Below are 17,155 nucleotides of genomic sequence, written 5' to 3'. Positions count from 1 at the left end.
GAGGCAAAGATAATGTAATTTCGACATAGGTGAAATAATTATGAATAACTACTTAAGGAATTAATTAGCTGAATAAAGATCGAAATTCTTCGGAATGTCAAAGAATGTCATTATAAGCAGTAATACACCGCCAATAATCAAAATCGTGGAAAAGACTTCTGGAGAGAGGATGACTGCCCGCCTGATACGTAACCCAAAAGGATAAATCAAAGGTACGACGACCATACCTATCCCAAATGCCAAGTTTGACCATTGGTTTGTCAGTGCACTTTGAAGAGTGTAACTGAAAGTTTTATGCACACTCGTGAATTTTTCGGTTGTTTTTGTTGGTTCCATACTGTTTTATATTTTTAAAGTTGATGTAATCAGCGCATCTGTTATCAGGATATTCTCTGAAATACAAGAAATATTTTTTAATGCAGCTTTCGCTTCTGTTATGCTTCCACTTTCCACTTGTGAGGAGATCCATTTCTTAATTTTCGGGAATACGGTATATTCCGTGACTTCCCAATCAGGAACGCAGCAGCGGATCAATGTGTCAAACACGAAATCGCGAATGCCCTTTTTAGCCATTGTTTCGCAAAACCGCTTCATATTCAACTTTTCATAACCGAGAAGCACACAGCCCGAATACACGGAAAGCATGTCTGATGCTTTGACAGAGCCGTACTCACTACATTTTATCGCCGCCTCTGTCAGAGGTAGGAGCAGGCTCGTTTTTAGATAACGCACGCTCCTGCCCATAGAATACCCGGCTTCAAGAGCACGGACTACGTGAGAAAGGAAAATTTCGCAGGTTTCAGCTGACGTAAAGGCTTCCTCTGGCTGTTGGCCAAAAGGTTTGTTCACAAGCCGCTTCCTTTCCATGAACGCCGCCTGCATATTTTCAACCATCGCATCCCGATAATGTTGCCAAGTGTACTTTCGGTCTCGGCTATTGGCAAATGTGATTTCCATATACCCTTCCGATGCGGACGTCATTATTTCCAGTTCTCCGCTACGGATTGCCATGCCGGATTTTCGGTTCCACCTGATACCCTCCACTACAATTTCGCCGCAGAACACACCGGTCGGGGCAGGAAGGTTTCTAACAGATTCCTTGTTTTCCGTCACCCATAGATAGATGGCAGAAATGTTATAGGCGTTCTCTTCGTTCCGGACGGCAGACACCCCGGCATTGTCCCAGACGAGGAACCCCCGTTTGTCATACTGCACAGTCTTGCTTTTGTCATCCTGCATCGTCCGATGCGTGAATATGATTCTCTCTTTGCCGAAAATGTGTACCATAGCTGTATAGGATAAAGGCAGGGAAACCTGTCGCCCGTTGATCTTCAATAAGCCTTCTGTAATCTCTATACCTTCCGAACCCCGTGTGTCAGTGATTTCTGTCGATCCGTCCTTGTTATTTCCCGCCGGACGTGTTTTTTTTGCAGGTGAATGGACGGACGAAGACTCGGTAAACGGAGGTGCGAGCATCAGGCTGGTATCCTCCGACAAGGGAGGCAACTCATAGTCTGTATCGGGATAAGGATTCGGATAGTTGAGCCAATATCCCATTTTTCTCGGACGGCTTGTCGTGCATAGGAAATTCCAGAAATCTTCCGCTCTACATAGCACGTCACCCACATCGTCAAGGGTATTCACGATGATAGTACCGTCAGGCAACGCATGAAGGGACTTAAATAATTCATTCCCCAATACTCCGGGACGGAGGCGCATGACTTCGTTCGTCTTTCGGTTCCAGAGACGGGCATAGTCGGTACGGTTGCCGTTCAAATCGCTTTCCACCAGCACCCACTCTTTATGAAATTCACGCAGGTTGAACGAACCGTCTCCCGTGTGGAGAGGGGCGATCCGGCATCTCTGTGTCGCCATGTCCAGATCGAGTAATCCCGATTCAAGCCATATCCCGCTGTTACCTCTTGCCGTGTATTGCCTCAGTAGTAGAATATGTGTCGTATTCGGCACAGGGATGCTGCCGTCACGGAATGTATCGTAGTCGGACATGGAGAATGGCATCATAGTATAGTTTCCCTTGTCGTCATATCGGATGATTCTTGACCAGCTGTATTCCCCCATGATGATATACAGCATTCCCTTCCCGTCTGTACTGAAACTTGGGGCATACTTCATGCCTTCCGGCAGCATAATCCTGCTTACATACCTGACTCCCCGTTCCGTCATTGTGTGGACAATGGCGCTATGAACATCGCCTAAACAGAGATAACGCCCGCACCATCGGAATTCATACCTTCCTTCAACGGACAAATCACACATGCGTGGCCATTTCTCCGCCTCCAACGGATTCTTTCCGCCAATAGGCATTTCTCCCCAAGAGGTTGAGTATAATGCGGCATAGAAGTCCAGTTCCTCTGAATATATGAAACTGTGGATTCTCTTCATTTTCAATTTTACCGGCTGAAGGGGTGTCATACGCAAATCCACGACGAATGTTCCCTGCCACTCATCCACGTTATTCGGTCTCCATTCCCCATAAGCGAAATAACCTGCAAAACCTCTTGTGATATAGGTGATTCCATCATCCGGCCACTCCATTCTTTCACGAGGCATCTGCTTGCGCAGCTTTATGGCTCTTGCCTTCATTCCGAAATCATAACGGGATTGTTTGAGTAGGCTGCAATACTGCCCGTATTTGCGGCATTTCTCCTCAAAGGCTGACATTTCCGCCTGTGGGAGCAATGCCAGCAAGTAAATCTCATCCCCGTCCAGATCATAGAGCGCATACCCGTATGCGCTCAGTTCCTGTCCCAAGGCTGCGATACCCATCTCGTGAGAAAAGCAGGAATACTGTGTCACAACTTCATCGAAACGCTTGTCTTTCAGTATGGGTATTCCTTCGCACCATTTCTCCCTTATCTCATTCAGTGTGTCACCTATATCTCCTTCGTTTTTGAGTATGCCGAGAGCTTGGTTACATATCTCTTCCATTTGGTCGTGCTCGTATGCCACCATCTCATTCCTTATCCACTCTTGTATTGCGTTCCTTGAAATCCCCTTCGAAGCATATATTCGGGTCGGGACTTTTGAAAACCGTATATCGAAACCTGACAGCCTGTGCATCAGGATAACAAGTTGTTCCGGCGTATAGTGTTCATCCATCATCAGCCATTCTCTATCGTGCAGGAGATAGCCGTCTTTTTCATTCCATTGTCCATGAATAGTATTGTCCCTGTTACTCACATGAATCCGAAAGCTCGTGAACCGTGTATAGTCGCCATAGACTGTTTGCGGCCCGAACAGCTCGACACTCAGGATGAACCATGCCTTCCTTTCCGCTTCATGCTCTGGCATGAAGAACATTTCTCCATTGGAAGTGAAATAGAATGAGATAGACCATTCAAAAATGTCAGGGTATGGGATGCCTGCCTTTGCCAGCCACTTTGTCGACTCAAGCCCCGGAATTATTTTCTGATAGTAGCTGGCAAACTCTTGGTTCAGTCTGTGCAGATGTTCCTGCTCTGGCAGAAGCAACAGAATACGGTACAGCACATGGAGATCTCCCGGTCCCTGTTCCATGAGGGTATGGGCAAGTTCCGACAGGCAGGCGATAGCACAAGCATCCGAGGACTGGGCGAGCAAGGCTACACAATACCAGAATTTTACAATGTCATAATTGTAAATTCCGGTTATGCGGTAATTCTCCTTTTTCGATGGAGTGGAAGGTATACAGGAATACTCCTGAATGACATCTGCCACGATACGGACAAGCTCGCTGTCTTCCACATAAATTTTCATCCGATCTGTTTCTTTCTTGTCCGTGGGGGCATGAATGTATGAAGCAAGGGCAGAATTTAGTCTCTTTATCTTGTCGGACAATACTTTGTCGCATTCGGACGGTACAGGTATATATATCATTTTATTACTACCTGTATGAAAAGGAATGACTTCCTTCATCGGATTTTCGTATATGGAAAGAACCATATCCAGATACCAGTTCCAGTACTCCCTGCGCTTTTCCGTGTCACCTTCATCCCCTTGGGCAAAAGGACTTCCGCCGGAATAGGCTGCCGACCCGATGAAATCAGGACTCCAGCTTTCAGGATCGAAGTCACCATCATCTTCCCCACGATAATCTTCTATTTCCAGCATGTAAACCGTGTTGTAATATACGGTATATCCGAGCATCACGATGGCCCAGTTCACGAACGTATCTGTCTCTGTAGGATTATTCTCCACATGAAGCCTCAGCTTTTCCGTTTCTTTCAGGATATCTTCAACAGACTCTTTCTTTCGGTACAGATAATCGTTTATCCGGGAAAGCAACTGCACATTGTCCTTATTCTGACGTCCGATGAAAGAACAGGCTTTCTTACAGCACTCGCACAGGATTTTTTGCACAGAGAGTATATCGCCGATCTGTTTCATCAGATCGACCCGCAGGGATAGAGGTAAATGCCCTGTACAACTTTGATCGAGCTTCTCTTTCAGCCTTTTTATACTTTCTTTCATCATTTCTCTGTTTATTGAATGGGGTTGGTAATGATTGGGAAAGGAACATCGCTTAGGGGTTAACTTTCCTTGTTACCAATGAATTTACTTTTATATATGGTGTACTCTACTGTGTAAGTAGCCAGCTTCACGCCTAAGAACATACCTACAAGCAGTATATATGCTACAAAACAAAAATGATTATACAGGAGATCTGTTAAGAAGACAGGTATCAATAAGGCTATGATGGTAGCGTTCTGAAACCACTTCTGCACTTTCAATAATTGGTTAATGTATAAATGACTCCCTATGTAACTGAAACTCCATTTATAATTATGCCGTTTCAGATAAGACAATGAAAACCACAGTCCTACAAGTGAAGCCATAAGGGCTACTCGCCACCATGCTCCCATGTATGGGAACATACCCTTTAAGAAGGTCAGCAAAACAATGCCTATTATGCTACATTCATATACTATCCTTACTTTTGTTACATTATTCATATATATACGCTATTTGTTGGTAATGATTGGGTGAGAAACAGCGTTTAGCTGTTATCGCTACCTTGTCATAAACTTATCTTATTCCTTTCAATTCTTCTTTCATTCTTCCTTTTAGATGAAAGTAAGCCAGCACGCCCAAAACATTGAATAATGCAGTCTCATCTTCATCGCACCCTAATGCCTTATAGAATTTTGCAACATTCCGATAAGCCATAATTAAAAAGATTAAATAGACAACAGCCAAAATTCCCCCACTAAATATAAGCGTACAAATGCCTATCAATGAATTTCTCTTGTATGCTTTGTATTGTTTTTCAGCTTCATCATAATTGTAGTTTGTTAAATAGCCAAATTGTTGCAGATCCTCTCTGTTCCAACCTCTCTCTCCTAATAAATTGATAGCATAATCACGAAGTTCATCATCATAGCCATAACGCTTATAATTTTTCACTACGTCTATTAGTTTGTCATTGTCAAACTTATTTAGAATGTCAAAATCTTCCATACAACTTTATTTTATTGGTGATAATGGTTGGAAAGGAGCATCGATCGGATACTGTCTTTCGTTGTAGAGATATTATTATCCTTTCCTGCTTGGGAACATGGAACAAAAGTTGCCTTTATAATTCGATTATTACAGTTAAATGGCACATAAGTCACCTTACTGTCAATACTTAACGTATCGCTTGACTGTTTCAAGTAGGAGTGTTCATTTCGTAATAAGACTTCCGCTCTTGAAAAGTCCACAGAACTGTATATCGGATAGAAACCGGAAAAACAAGTAGGCGTTATGTGAGCAATTTGATTTTCATAGTCAAAGAATAAAAAACGATTTCCGTCTGCCACATTATCGTACACGGCAAAGCAATCAAATTTTCTTATTCCATTGATTGTATAGCTTTGCACGAAGTCTATACTACTATCATCTACCGCTTTCAACTCAAAAACAATATTCTTTTTACCTTGCTGATTAAAACATAGTCTATATAGAATTTCAAATTCTGTTTTTTCTGTTTCTATATAAAGAGTATCTTGTTCAGTCAAAGAATAATACTTGGCTGAATTTTGTTCCACATAGCCGTTTTTCGCTATAACATAGCTAAGTGGGAAAAAGAATGAACAATACAATACAACTATTCTCATGTCTGATATATTTAATAGTTCAGCAGGGAATGACTTGCCCGTTATCCTGCTTCGTTAATAATTCTTTTCTTTTCAATAGATATGAAATGCCTATTGCCAAGGACAAATAAAAAACAAGAATTTGGCTCGCCAACCATACAAAAATGAAATCATCAATATTGGGTGGAAGATATGCGTCATACGGGGAATATTTAAGTCCACTCCAATGTTCTTGCAATTCTTCTATTTTGAAATAGTAGGTATAAGACCATATGTTGAAACACAATAGAATGGTAATCGAAACAGCTCTCAAGGCTATTTTATGCAAAACAATATCTAAGATTACAAACAATAACAATGCAACTTTCAACAAGAACACTTGCAAAAATGGGGTGAAATCCATTGCTCCATTTGTATCTCTTATACAGATAGACCACCTTAAAATACCTACTATTATTCCGAATAAGAGAAAATAGACTGTATGATATATCTTATTTTTTATGTTCATCTTTAAGTTGTTATTAATGGTTAGAAAGGAGAATCGTTAGATGCTATCTTTCGTTGTTAGCAACCTATTTGAAATAATTAATCAATTTATTGTTATTAGGAATATTCCCAGTATGCCACAAATAGATTTGTGACTTTATTACCTTCAATTTTCCCATAAACATATATACAGCCAGCCATGAAAACGGAAATATCTTTCATGCAAATTTCGTTGATTTGAAAAATGAATCTATTTCCATCTTTAACCACTTTACTATCATTATCTAATCCCCATTGAATAGGCATTACGTTACCCCCAAATTTGATTGCACAATTTTTTCAGGCATATCTTTTTCTGTACCCATCTCGTATATTGAATAAATTTCATCTATTTCGGGGTGTTTATATCTATCACTTTTGCTTTGACTACTTAATTCATGTTCAACCAACAACAATTTACAATCGGGATATGTGTTATATTCCAATGCAACATCAAATTCCGGAGTGAAAATAGATATTTGCTTATTGGGACTTAAAGGATTTTGAAATGTTAGATAAAAATAGACATTGTCTTTTTTAGATAAATTCTTATCATCAAAGCAAGCTGGAGCATTTCCACCAACCCAACCAAAGCATTCTTTTTGGTATTCACCAATACCGTAATATATTGCATTTTCTCTTGTTTTAAGTATTCTTTCTATATCCATAATAACGATAATGATTTGATTGTTGTTAATGGGTTGACAAGGAGCTGCGTTTAGCAGCTAACTTGGCTTGTTAATATTTAGTTATATTTTGCGAAAATCGTTTTTATATTATTCCAAGAAACAATCTTCAACATTTCCTTTATTATTGAGGTAGCAACATACAGAGTAATCCGGATATAACTTCTCGGATTTGAATGCAATTTTAATCAAAGGTTTACATTCAAAATTAATAAAATCAATGCGCAAGTCCTCATATAAAGATTGGATGTGTGTTCTTATTGCCTCTTTTGTAATGTTGTCTGCTTGTGAGAATGTAGCTTTGATTATTTTCTCTGATATAGTTTTTTTTATCTCAGAAACTTTTTCATCTGTCAATTTTGCAATCCATTCATTTATGTAAGAATAGATTTTATCATCTTCTTTTATCTCAATATTTATCAACCGACTATGTAATGCCACTTTTCCCGTTACCATGTTCCCTCTAAGTTGTCCACCTATTATGACATCTGATTCATACGGAACATCTTGCGTTTTCGTATTTATGATATTTAGTTTCTTGAAAATATCATCCAATACGATTTGGCTTTTAGCAATGAAGAAAAGTGATACATCATCTTTCATAAAAGTGATTGCATCATAGTGCTTGCTTAACCGTAACGTATAGAGAGGAAACTCCTTTATTCTTATTAATTCAGGAAACATTTCTCTAACAGTATAATAATTCAGTCCAAACAATTTAGTTTTATAAACATATTTACACTGAACAGACATCCATTTTACCATTTCAATTAGTAAAAGGAAAGATGAATTTGTATAACAAATGTCGTTTGCTATATATACAGGCGGTTCTTCTTTTTGCTCATCTTTCTTTTTTATCAGATAGACAACCTCATTGTTCAATGAAAAAGAAAATTCAAATCCGATTTCTGTTTGTTTCATATTCATAAAATCTTTAAGATGAAGATTATTTATCATCCAAAGATTTTTAGGATTTTGCAGATGTGTATCTGATACTGCTTTTATCCCAATTATGTGAATCAAACGATTTATAATGTTCGCAAAATTGTTCATTTCCATGCTTAAATATTAATGGGTTGGTGAGGAACAGCGTTAAGCTGTTAACTCAACCTTGTTATGAACTTATTTTCTACATTAAGAACTAACTCAAAGAAAGTATCTCATATATTTTTATTTTAGCAGCTTCTATCTCTGGTGATAAAGTATATTCACTTTTCTTTAAATATGGAACGAATTTAGACAAAACCTCATCTTCTATAAAGTCAATAGATTTTCCTTGCAGATAGCGATACCGTATAAGTGCAATAATTTCTATTGGGAAAACCCGCCATTCTATAGGATAAAATTCATTCTTTGTAAATGACTCTATATGCAATTTTTCTTTATGGTATTTCATCATTTCTGAAAGAACATAGTTAATATCATCCTTGTTATTACTAAGTATTATATCCATTCCTTGTTGATAGTTCTTGTTTAGAGGACTATTGATATACTTTTCCCAAATTCCATGATTCTTATTGTTTGTATATAAGTCATATAGTAAAAACGCTTCTTGTAATGTTTTATCCTGATGATTTATAAAGTTGTTATCTTTAATATCATCTTGTATTAAATTTATTATTGCATTAAACATCAAATCTATTTCTTTTACATTGGCAAAAGTAAGAATTGCAAGAAATATTGGAACGCCATCTGTTAGCCCCTGTCTAAATCGTTTGCTTTTGTCATTTGAATACATGATTTGTGCAATGTATGACATGGCAAACGAGTCTATAATCTTTTCAAAATCATTATTATTCGGATTATGCCAAAATGAATAATAATGGATTCCAAAATTGAGTGTACTAAAAATTCTCCACTCATGATAATTTGTCATGTCTATTTGTGGAGTTGTATAGAACTTTCCTAAATATTCCAAATTGTCACTTGGAGTATTTAGAAATTCCTTAAGATATTTAGTAACAACCTTGTCAAAAGAGTTCTTTTTCATATTTGATACTTTCTTTTCAGTTGGGTTCTTCTTTTGTTGTTCATAATGGTTAGAAAATATGCACCGTTTAGGTGCTTCATTTCCTTGTTCAAGGCAGTTTTACCCACCATACACTATTACATATTATATAGAACTTCAATTTTAGACTGCTGTTTCCGGCAGAAAGAGGTGTGAAGTTCATGCCTGCACCCCGTTCGTTTTATTACTGCTCTTATCCGTATTTCACTCATTTTCAGTTCTCCTTTCTTTCGTTTCATGGGATTTTTCTGTTTTTGTTCACGGCAAGGCATAGCTATCCCATGTTGCTGTCATGCCGCTTTTTTCCGGTGTATGTCGCAATGCTCCAGTACAACCGTATATGTGATGTCACTACTCATTACCGTAGTGTGGCTGTAAACTCTCATCCGTCCGCAATGCTCGCAGAAATACGGGTTCTCGTATTCACTTTCTGCCTGTTGCAACTCGGCTTCCTTTATTTCGCTTTCATCCCGTCCGAAGTATTCTTCCGGCAGGTTGCCTTTGTTGGAATAGAAGCCGTAGTACCTCACGATGCGGAAATAGCGCAGTGGAACGTGTTGCAGCAACCGGGGGAAGAACTCCCGGTAATGCAGTGTCAGTTCCTTTTCAACCGGGTTTCTCCTGTCGGGTGAGTTCCTGTAATCACGGTAACGGAATGAAATGTTCTCACCGTCCATTGCCGTAATCTTGTATTCACTCAGGCACGCCCGCTTGGAATACCTGCCCACATACTGTATCACCTGCTCCGGCATCTGTATAGGCTGCTCCAAATGTACAATCCAGTCCTTTTTGTTCGCCACTTTTTTGATGAAGCCCATAAACTCCATGCGGTCATGGAAGTCATGCTCCAGCCTGCCCGTGTCGAACAACCCTATCAGCGCATTTTCAAACTTGTAGCGGAACACCTTGCGGATTGAGGGGATATGTACATAATCACGTTCGGGGATGACAATCTTTCCGTTGCTGTCAATACCGCCCCACGACATAATCATGTGCGTGTGTACATGGAGTTGTTTCGTTTCCCCGTAGGTATGCAGTACGGCAATCACTCCGGTTTTCAAGCCGAACTTGTGCTGCATCCAGTCCTTAACGGTTTCAGCCGATGTGCGCATCAGGATATTCAATATTTCTTTCTTGTTGCGCTTCACCAAGTCCAGTAATATATGCGGCAAGGTCATAACCACATGGCGGTGTGGCACTCGCAGCAACTTGTCTTTCATGCGTGCCGCCCATTTCAACGTGTCACGCCAGCCACATGACGGGCAGAAACGGTTCTTACAGCTATGACTGATTTCCCGTACTTCTCCACAATCGGGACAAACGTATGTGTCTATCCCCAAAGCGGCTGTACGGCACACACGGATAGCGTTCACCGCCTTGTACTGTTCGGGGGTGATGTACTCCGCCGGGTGCTGTGCGTACTCGTCCCACCACCGATTGAAGAAGTCGGATAAACGGTACTTTTTCGTTTTGCAACCGTCTGTGTATATGTCGTTTAACAAATCTGTCATGCTCGTGTCGTTATTTCCTTTATCTTTGCCAAATCTTTGTAAGTCTCTGATTTATAGTTGTTTTAATTGCCTTGAATGTATTTATAAGAGCCTCGTTAGGTGTGTTCTACTTTGGTAAACAACATCCCATAGGTGCATTTTTTAATCTCTAATAGTTACATCTTGTGTCAATGCTTCTCTTATTCTTCGAATGTTGCGTTTGGCATAACCAAACGAGAATGGAGAAGTACGCTTGTTCAGGTCGTTCACACTATTAATCCATACCTGACTTTTATCGAACACGATGAATATCTGTTCTCCCCATGTCAGATGCCAAATGGCAGGATTGGTATGAGCCACAATACAATCGTCCCCGCAATGGTCAATGTCCCAGTCATAATAATCCGCCAGCTTGCATATCTTATCGTAAATCGCCTGTTTGTCTAATGTGGTTGGCGTGCTCTCGAAGTTCAGCTTGCGCCGCTGGTTCCGATAGGACAGATAAGCAAGTGGCACAAGCAGGATTCCAATCCATAAAAAAATGATAATGAACACCTCGCTTGCATAAAGTTTTACGCAAATAGTGGAAAAACTCAGCACGGAGAACAGCAGCAATGTATGGGATACGCCATAGTGGGTATATGCCCAGCTTGTGTTTAAAGGCAAAGTTCTATTTTCCAACACAAATTCGGCAAGCGCAGCTTCTTGCTCCTGACGATACCGATGTCTGCCGACAAGCCACCATATCAACTCAAACAATGCGAGTACAATCAATATTATAATAAGGAAGTCCGTTTCATCTATTTTGTTCTTCTTTGTCTTGACGGAATAGGGTATCCCGCCAAAAGTCAGTTCCTTGCAGGATACTTCATAGCCTTCACTGGAAAAGTAGTAGTTGTAAACATATTCCTCCTTGTCGTTAGAACCCGAATAGGAATTGCTTGTGGGGCGGGTTACTTTTCCGTTAATGGACAACAGCGGAGGATTCTGATCGGGACGGGCGTTGCAAGTCAGGCTGGCACGGTATTTTGCGTAATCGCCTTTCAATTGTTCCACCTTCAAATTGCACTTCAATTTGCTCACATCCACTTTGGAAGGATGTACGGTCACTTGGCATTCCGATGTGGTATATATCTGATTTCCTACTTTGACGGATGCGACAGGGAGTTGAATCTCACCGCTTTCCCTGAACCGTACAAAATAGTAGAAGCCGGTTTCATGGCTCTTGTGCCCCACGCCGTTTACAAGAGCATAACTCTCGCTTTTATGTGGCTTCGGACCACTTACTACCTCAATGCTATGGTTGAACACTGGAGAAGACACTAAATCAAATTGGGAATTGGCCAGTGCATACGTCAATTTCAGTACCTGCCCGACACGGAGACCTCCCAGCGTGTCCAACTGCACATGGAAATATACGGAGTCTGCTGTATTTGAAGCATATAAATGAACACCCGACAAAAATACATACATCCATATACAGAAGATTCGTATGCTCTTGATTGACATTCTTGTTATATCATTGACATCCGGCACTTTCAGGCGGTCAATGTTCCGTTCCTTGTGGCATTCAATGAAGTCGTTGGAATAGGCACGGTAGGTTTTCACGGTCGAGGAGCCGTAACGCTTTTGTTCCAGCAGTTCGAGGTAGCTTTTCGGCAGTGTGTATTCCCTTTTAGGTTTGGGATGCCGAACATAAACCCGGCTGTAATCAATGTAGGCGTAGGGAGAATAGCGGTCGTAGAAATCCGGCAAACTGAAAGTGGCAGTCGCTATATAGGCAGAGCCGTCGCCTGCCATTCGTATATCACTCTCTTGGGTAAGCAACAAGGCTATTGCCGGATCACCTGCATACTCTATCCGTATGTAGTGTTCACCGTCCCTTTTTTCCCTGTACAGGACGATGTTAGACCGTTGTTTTTTTACTTTGTCCATATCTATGGCAGTTGTTTCATGCCTCAAAGATAAAGCAAAGTATTTGAAATTTGAACGGTTGTTCAAAAAATATTTTTATCGAACCCTTTTAAAGATTGCTAAAAGGTTATCAGGCTTTCAGGAGCGAGTACAAATAATCGAATTTGTCTTTCAATTCTTCTACATTCAAACCGTTCAGGAATGATTGCTCGTAAGACAGCCCCAAGAATACCTGACGGAACAGCGAAGCACTCTTTTGCACGTCCGTATCTTGCTTTATTTCACCGTTTTCCTTGGCTTTCTGTATGACCTTTTTCCACAATTCATGTTCCTTTTGGAATGTATCCTCCATTTTTTTACGAGCTCCGGGGTAGTACATCCTCACTTGGGAAAGGAAATGAAAGTAGTAGAAGTTGGGGCAGCAGTCACTGTCATCCGCACAGCATTGCACCTGCGTGACAATACGGTTCATGGCTGTCTTCACGCCCTCCACATACTGGCCAATAAATTCCGCAAGGGTTCCTGCCGGTTCTGCAAACTTGTTGGCAGGTGTCTGCATCTGTATGGCGTACTTGTCCGCTACTGCCATGAACAGGTCGAGTTTGTGGGGGAAATAATATACTACCCCTGTCTTTACGACTCCGCAGGCTTTCGCCAGCGTGCTGATACTTGCTTTCTCGTAGTTCATCCTCAAAAACACCTTGAATGCCTTGTCTATTACTTCTTCTCGGTTGGTAATCATATCGGGTTATCCTCTTTTATGTTTCTTTTTGCGAAGATACGCTTTTTATCTTGAATTTTTTGCATCGGAAGGTCATTCTTTCTTGCCGGCAGGCCACTTCACGCCACCCCGTAGCCACTCATTCCCCATTCCTCTCTTTCCCTTTGCGTCATAGTCTCTTACCTCTACTTTCGTGCCGCAATTAACTGGATTGTATCACAACTAAATTCTTTTATTTTATGGACAAAAAACTGAAAGACCTGAAAGACGAGGTATTGGTGGTGACCAACGCCGCCGAAGGCAACACCCCGCATGTAGTGGAGGGTATCGAACCTGAAGGGGGACTCAAGACCAGACCGCTGGCAGGGGTAAAGCCCTCGGATCAGTTCATGCGGATAGACCGTAACGAATCACTCATCGAAGCGTTCTTTTCCAACATGAAACGACAGTTCGAGCGACCGTCCGACTTCCGTTTCTATCACCTTCCGATGGACTTGCTGGTCTCCGCCAAAGAGCTTGTCGGCTTGTTCAAGCAGCCCGAAAGCAATGCTGCCTTATTGGACGAATATCGCCTTGATACGGAACAGTTCACACAGAACCGGCAGCAGAAACAACAGCAGTCCGATGGGAGCGGAACGGAGCAATCCACCCGTTGGAGCATGGAACAGGTGGACTGGCAACAACTGGAGCGCATGGGGGTAACACCCGAAACGTTAGGTGAACTGGGTGTCAGGCGGTTGCTTAATGGCAACGAATCCGCCGTACTTACTCTGAAAACCGTTTTCGAGGGGATTGAGTTTGAAACTCCGGCCTGCATCCGGCTGACGGAGAATCCCGACGGCACGCTTCGGAACAACATCGAGTGTTGCAAGCGTTATCCGGAGCTGGATACACCGTATTTTAATGTAGAATTCACCCCTGAAGTGAAACAGAACCTACAGGAAAAAGGCAATGCGGGGTGCGTGGTGGAACTCGAACTGGCCGAGGGCGTGCGTGAGCCATGTCTGGTATCGCTCAATCCCAAGACTAACCAGCTCCACCATGTACCGGTCAGCGGGATAACCCTTCCGGCAGAGGTAAACGGCACGGCGTTGACCGACGAGCAGAGAAAACGCATCGCAAACGGCGAGTCTGTCCTTGTCGAGAACATGTGGTCGGAGAAAAAGCAACGCCACTACGACGCACGCTTGCAGTTCAATGTCTGCAAGGGTGGATTCGACTATGACTTCAAGGGAATCGCCCGCAGGCAGGGGCAGACCGCTGCCCAAGGACAGGAGCAGAACCGGCAGCAGGAGCGTGAGCTGGTAATCCCCACACGGCTGAAAGGGAAAGATCTTACAGAAGAGCAGCGGGCATCACTGGCGCAAGGCAAGGCGACTTACATCAAGGGCATGACCGACAACGAGGGGAACTTGTTCAGTGCTTTCGTTCGTGTCAACCACGAACGGGCGAAGTTGGATTTCTTCAAATGGAATCCGGACAAGAGCAAGAAACAGGAACAATCCCAGCAAACAACCGTCCGTCAGGACGGCGCGAAACCGGCAAACACTGTCAGCCGGAACCGCCCTGTACAGAAAGCCGATAAGAAAGGGGTATCTATTTAACCATCACATGAACTATACAATATTATATATATGAAAGTTATCATTGCTGAAAAGCCCAGTGTGGCACAGGGCATAGCGTCCATAGTGGGCGCACGCCAATGGAAAGACGGGTATCTAATGGGGGACGGGTATGCCGTGACATGGGCATTCGGGCATCTGGTCGGGCTTGCCATGCCCGAATGCTACGGCTTCTCCGGCTTCCACCAGGAACATCTGCCCATATTGCCACAGGAGTTCAAACTTATTTCCCGTCAAGTGCGGGAGGGCAAGGTTTATAAGGATGATCCCGGCGTCGTCAGGCAGTTGGGAGTGATCCGGGAGCTGTTCGACAGGTGCGAATCCATCATTGTCGCCACTGACGCAGGTCGTGAGGGTGAGTTGATCTTCCGTTACGTGTACAACTATCTCGGTTGTACCAAACCCTTTGCTCGTTTGTGGATCTCTTCGCTTACCGACAAGGCCATCCGTGAGGGGTTGCAGAATCTCAGGGAGGGAAGTCTTTATGACAACCTTTACCTCTCTGCCAAAGCCCGCAGCGAGGCGGACTGGCTCGTGGGCATCAACAGCTCTCAGGCTCTCAGCCTTGCCGCCGGACAGGGGGTGTTTTCGTTAGGACGGGTACAGACACCCACATTGGCGATGATCTGCTCTCGCTACTGGGAGAACAAACAGTTCAAGCCCCGGACCTATTTTCGGATAAAGGTTTCGACAGCTAAAGACGGAATCGACTTTTCCGCATGGTCACAAGACCGCTTCGATGACCTCGGCTCAGCCACCGCCAAGTTCCGTGAGGTGGAGAACGACGGTAAGCTCGTTGTCACTTCTGTGGAGTGCAGGGAGGCTGTTCAGGAACCGCCATTGCTCTATGACCTGACCGCCTTACAGAAAGAGGCTAACAGCAAGCTGGATTTCTCCGCAGACAAGACGCTCACGCTTGCGCAAAGCCTATATGAAAAGAAGGTACTAAGTTATCCACGTACCGGCAGCCGTTATATATCCGAAGATGTTTTTGAGGAAATCCCCTCACGCATAACGCTCTTGCAACAATATCCACGCTTCGCCGCCATCGCATCCGTTCTACGGGACACACCGCTCAACCGTCGGTCGGTTGATGATGCCAAAGTCACCGACCACCATGCGCTGCTCATCACCGAAAACCTGCCTGAAGGGTTGTCGAAAGACGAGCAGGCTATCTACGAAATGGTGGCCGCACGCCTGCTCGAAGCCTTCTTCCCGCATTGCGTCAAGGAAATGACCGAAGTGACCTTGTCCGCAGGCGGTGGGATATTCACCCTCAAAGGGACGGTCATCAAGTCTGCCGGCTGGCGTGCCGTGCGTGGCGAGCCGGAAGAAGAGGGGGAAGAGACCACGTTGCCGGGGCTGCAAACAGGTGAAACCCTGCCATTGCTCGCTTCTGAAACGGTGGAGAAGCAGACCAAGCCCAAACCGTTGCATACCGAGAGTTCCCTGCTTTCCGCTATGGAGCATTGCGGCAAAGAGATCAGCGATGAACAGTTGCGTGCCGGAATCTGGGAGGTCGGTATCGGCACTCCGGCTACCCGTGCAGCCGTCATCGAGACATTGTTTGCCCGTGGCTATGTACGCCGGGATAAGAAAAATCTGGTGCCTACCGAAAAAGGGCTGGCGGTTTACGATACGGTAAAGGACAAGAAGATTGCCGATGTTGAAATGACAGCGACGTGGGAGAACACCCTCGCCCGGATAGAAACCGGAGAGGTCGCTGCCCTCTCTTTCCACCGGGATATAGAGGTCTACACCGCACAGATCGTGACCGAGCTGCTGGCCACCACCCTCAATGTGACTCCTTCAGGGGAACAATGTACCTGTCCCAAGTGCCGAAAATGCCGCATCCTGTTCTTTGATAAGGTCGCCAAATGTGCCGATGTCGATTGCAACTTCACCCTGTTTCGCAACAAGGGTGGCAAGATACTGACCGATAAGCAGATCGTTGAGCTGGTGACCAAAGGCCGTACCTCTCTTGTCAAAGGCTTCAAGAATCGTGAGGGCAAGAGCTTCGACGCCGCACTGGTGCTTAATCCTGACTTTACCGTAGGCTATTCCTTTCCGGACAGGAAACCGCAGGAAAAGAAAGGTGGCAGGAAGAAATAAACC

General features: G+C 43.4%; 12 protein-coding genes and 2 pseudogenes. 2 read left to right on the top strand and 12 right to left on the bottom strand.

Features of this window, described 5'->3' with window-relative positions; genetic code table 11:
• Nucleotides 1-60: 60 nt before the first annotated feature.
• From E5342_RS11855 to E5342_RS11795, 12 genes and pseudogenes are all read right to left on the bottom strand, one after another.
• A complete protein-coding gene (locus tag E5342_RS11855; protein WP_227805446.1) occupies nt 61-336 on the bottom strand; it encodes a hypothetical protein in 276 nt (91 codons plus the stop codon).
• Between the two features lie 6 nt (nt 337-342).
• A complete protein-coding gene (locus E5342_RS11850; protein WP_135959444.1) occupies nt 343-4,473 on the bottom strand; it encodes an Imm5 family immunity protein in 4,131 nt (1,376 codons plus the stop codon).
• Nucleotides 4,474-4,529: 56 nt separating this feature from the next.
• Nucleotides 4,530-4,952 (bottom strand): hypothetical protein, encoded by a 423-nt coding sequence (locus E5342_RS11845; RefSeq protein WP_135959443.1) that lies wholly within the window; start codon nt 4,950-4,952, stop codon nt 4,530-4,532.
• A gap of 73 nt (nt 4,953-5,025) precedes the next feature.
• Complete coding sequence (locus tag E5342_RS11840) at nt 5,026-5,457, bottom strand: hypothetical protein (RefSeq protein ID WP_135959442.1); 432 nt, start codon at nt 5,455-5,457, stop codon at nt 5,026-5,028.
• Between the two features lie 11 nt (nt 5,458-5,468).
• Nucleotides 5,469-6,095, bottom strand: coding sequence for a hypothetical protein (locus E5342_RS11835; RefSeq protein WP_135959441.1), 627 nt, complete (start codon nt 6,093-6,095; stop codon nt 5,469-5,471).
• Nucleotides 6,096-6,677: 582 nt separating this feature from the next.
• A pseudogene (locus E5342_RS11825) lies at nt 6,678-7,267 on the bottom strand (hypothetical protein).
• 108 nt (nt 7,268-7,375) lie between these two features.
• Nucleotides 7,376-8,344, bottom strand: coding sequence for a hypothetical protein (locus tag E5342_RS11820; RefSeq protein WP_135959440.1), 969 nt, complete (start codon nt 8,342-8,344; stop codon nt 7,376-7,378).
• A gap of 82 nt (nt 8,345-8,426) precedes the next feature.
• On the bottom strand, nt 8,427-9,275 hold the full coding sequence (locus tag E5342_RS11815) for a hypothetical protein (RefSeq protein ID WP_135959439.1): 849 nt from the start codon (nt 9,273-9,275) through the stop codon (nt 8,427-8,429).
• A gap of 308 nt (nt 9,276-9,583) precedes the next feature.
• Nucleotides 9,584-10,804, bottom strand: a complete 1,221-nt coding sequence (locus E5342_RS11810) for an IS91 family transposase (protein WP_121737183.1) — start codon at nt 10,802-10,804, stop codon at nt 9,584-9,586.
• 141 nt (nt 10,805-10,945) lie between these two features.
• Nucleotides 10,946-12,256: a BatD family protein gene (locus tag E5342_RS11805; RefSeq protein WP_228767254.1), complete on the bottom strand. Its 1,311-nt coding sequence runs from the start codon at nt 12,254-12,256 to the stop codon at nt 10,946-10,948.
• 48 nt (nt 12,257-12,304) lie between these two features.
• Nucleotides 12,305-12,718: pseudogene (locus tag E5342_RS11800) on the bottom strand (recombinase); the annotation flags it as partial.
• Nucleotides 12,719-12,827: 109 nt separating this feature from the next.
• Nucleotides 12,828-13,439, bottom strand: a complete 612-nt coding sequence (locus tag E5342_RS11795) for a TetR/AcrR family transcriptional regulator (RefSeq protein ID WP_024986781.1) — start codon at nt 13,437-13,439, stop codon at nt 12,828-12,830.
• A 218-nt stretch (nt 13,440-13,657) separates the two neighbouring features.
• Here E5342_RS11795 and E5342_RS11790 point away from each other — a divergent pair, with 218 nt between their 5' ends.
• Nucleotides 13,658-15,022, top strand: a complete 1,365-nt coding sequence (locus tag E5342_RS11790; protein ID WP_024986780.1) for a DUF3945 domain-containing protein — start codon at nt 13,658-13,660, stop codon at nt 15,020-15,022.
• 30 nt (nt 15,023-15,052) lie between these two features.
• Nucleotides 15,053-17,152 (top strand): type IA DNA topoisomerase, encoded by a 2,100-nt coding sequence (locus E5342_RS11785; RefSeq protein ID WP_135959438.1) that lies wholly within the window; start codon nt 15,053-15,055, stop codon nt 17,150-17,152.
• Nucleotides 17,153-17,155 lie beyond the last annotated feature (3 nt).

Source organism: Parabacteroides distasonis, from assembly GCF_004793765.1.
Classification (GTDB): domain Bacteria; phylum Bacteroidota; class Bacteroidia; order Bacteroidales; family Tannerellaceae; genus Parabacteroides; species Parabacteroides distasonis_A.
Note: the sequence above shows the minus strand (reverse complement) of the source record. Positions and strands in the feature narration are given on the sequence as shown.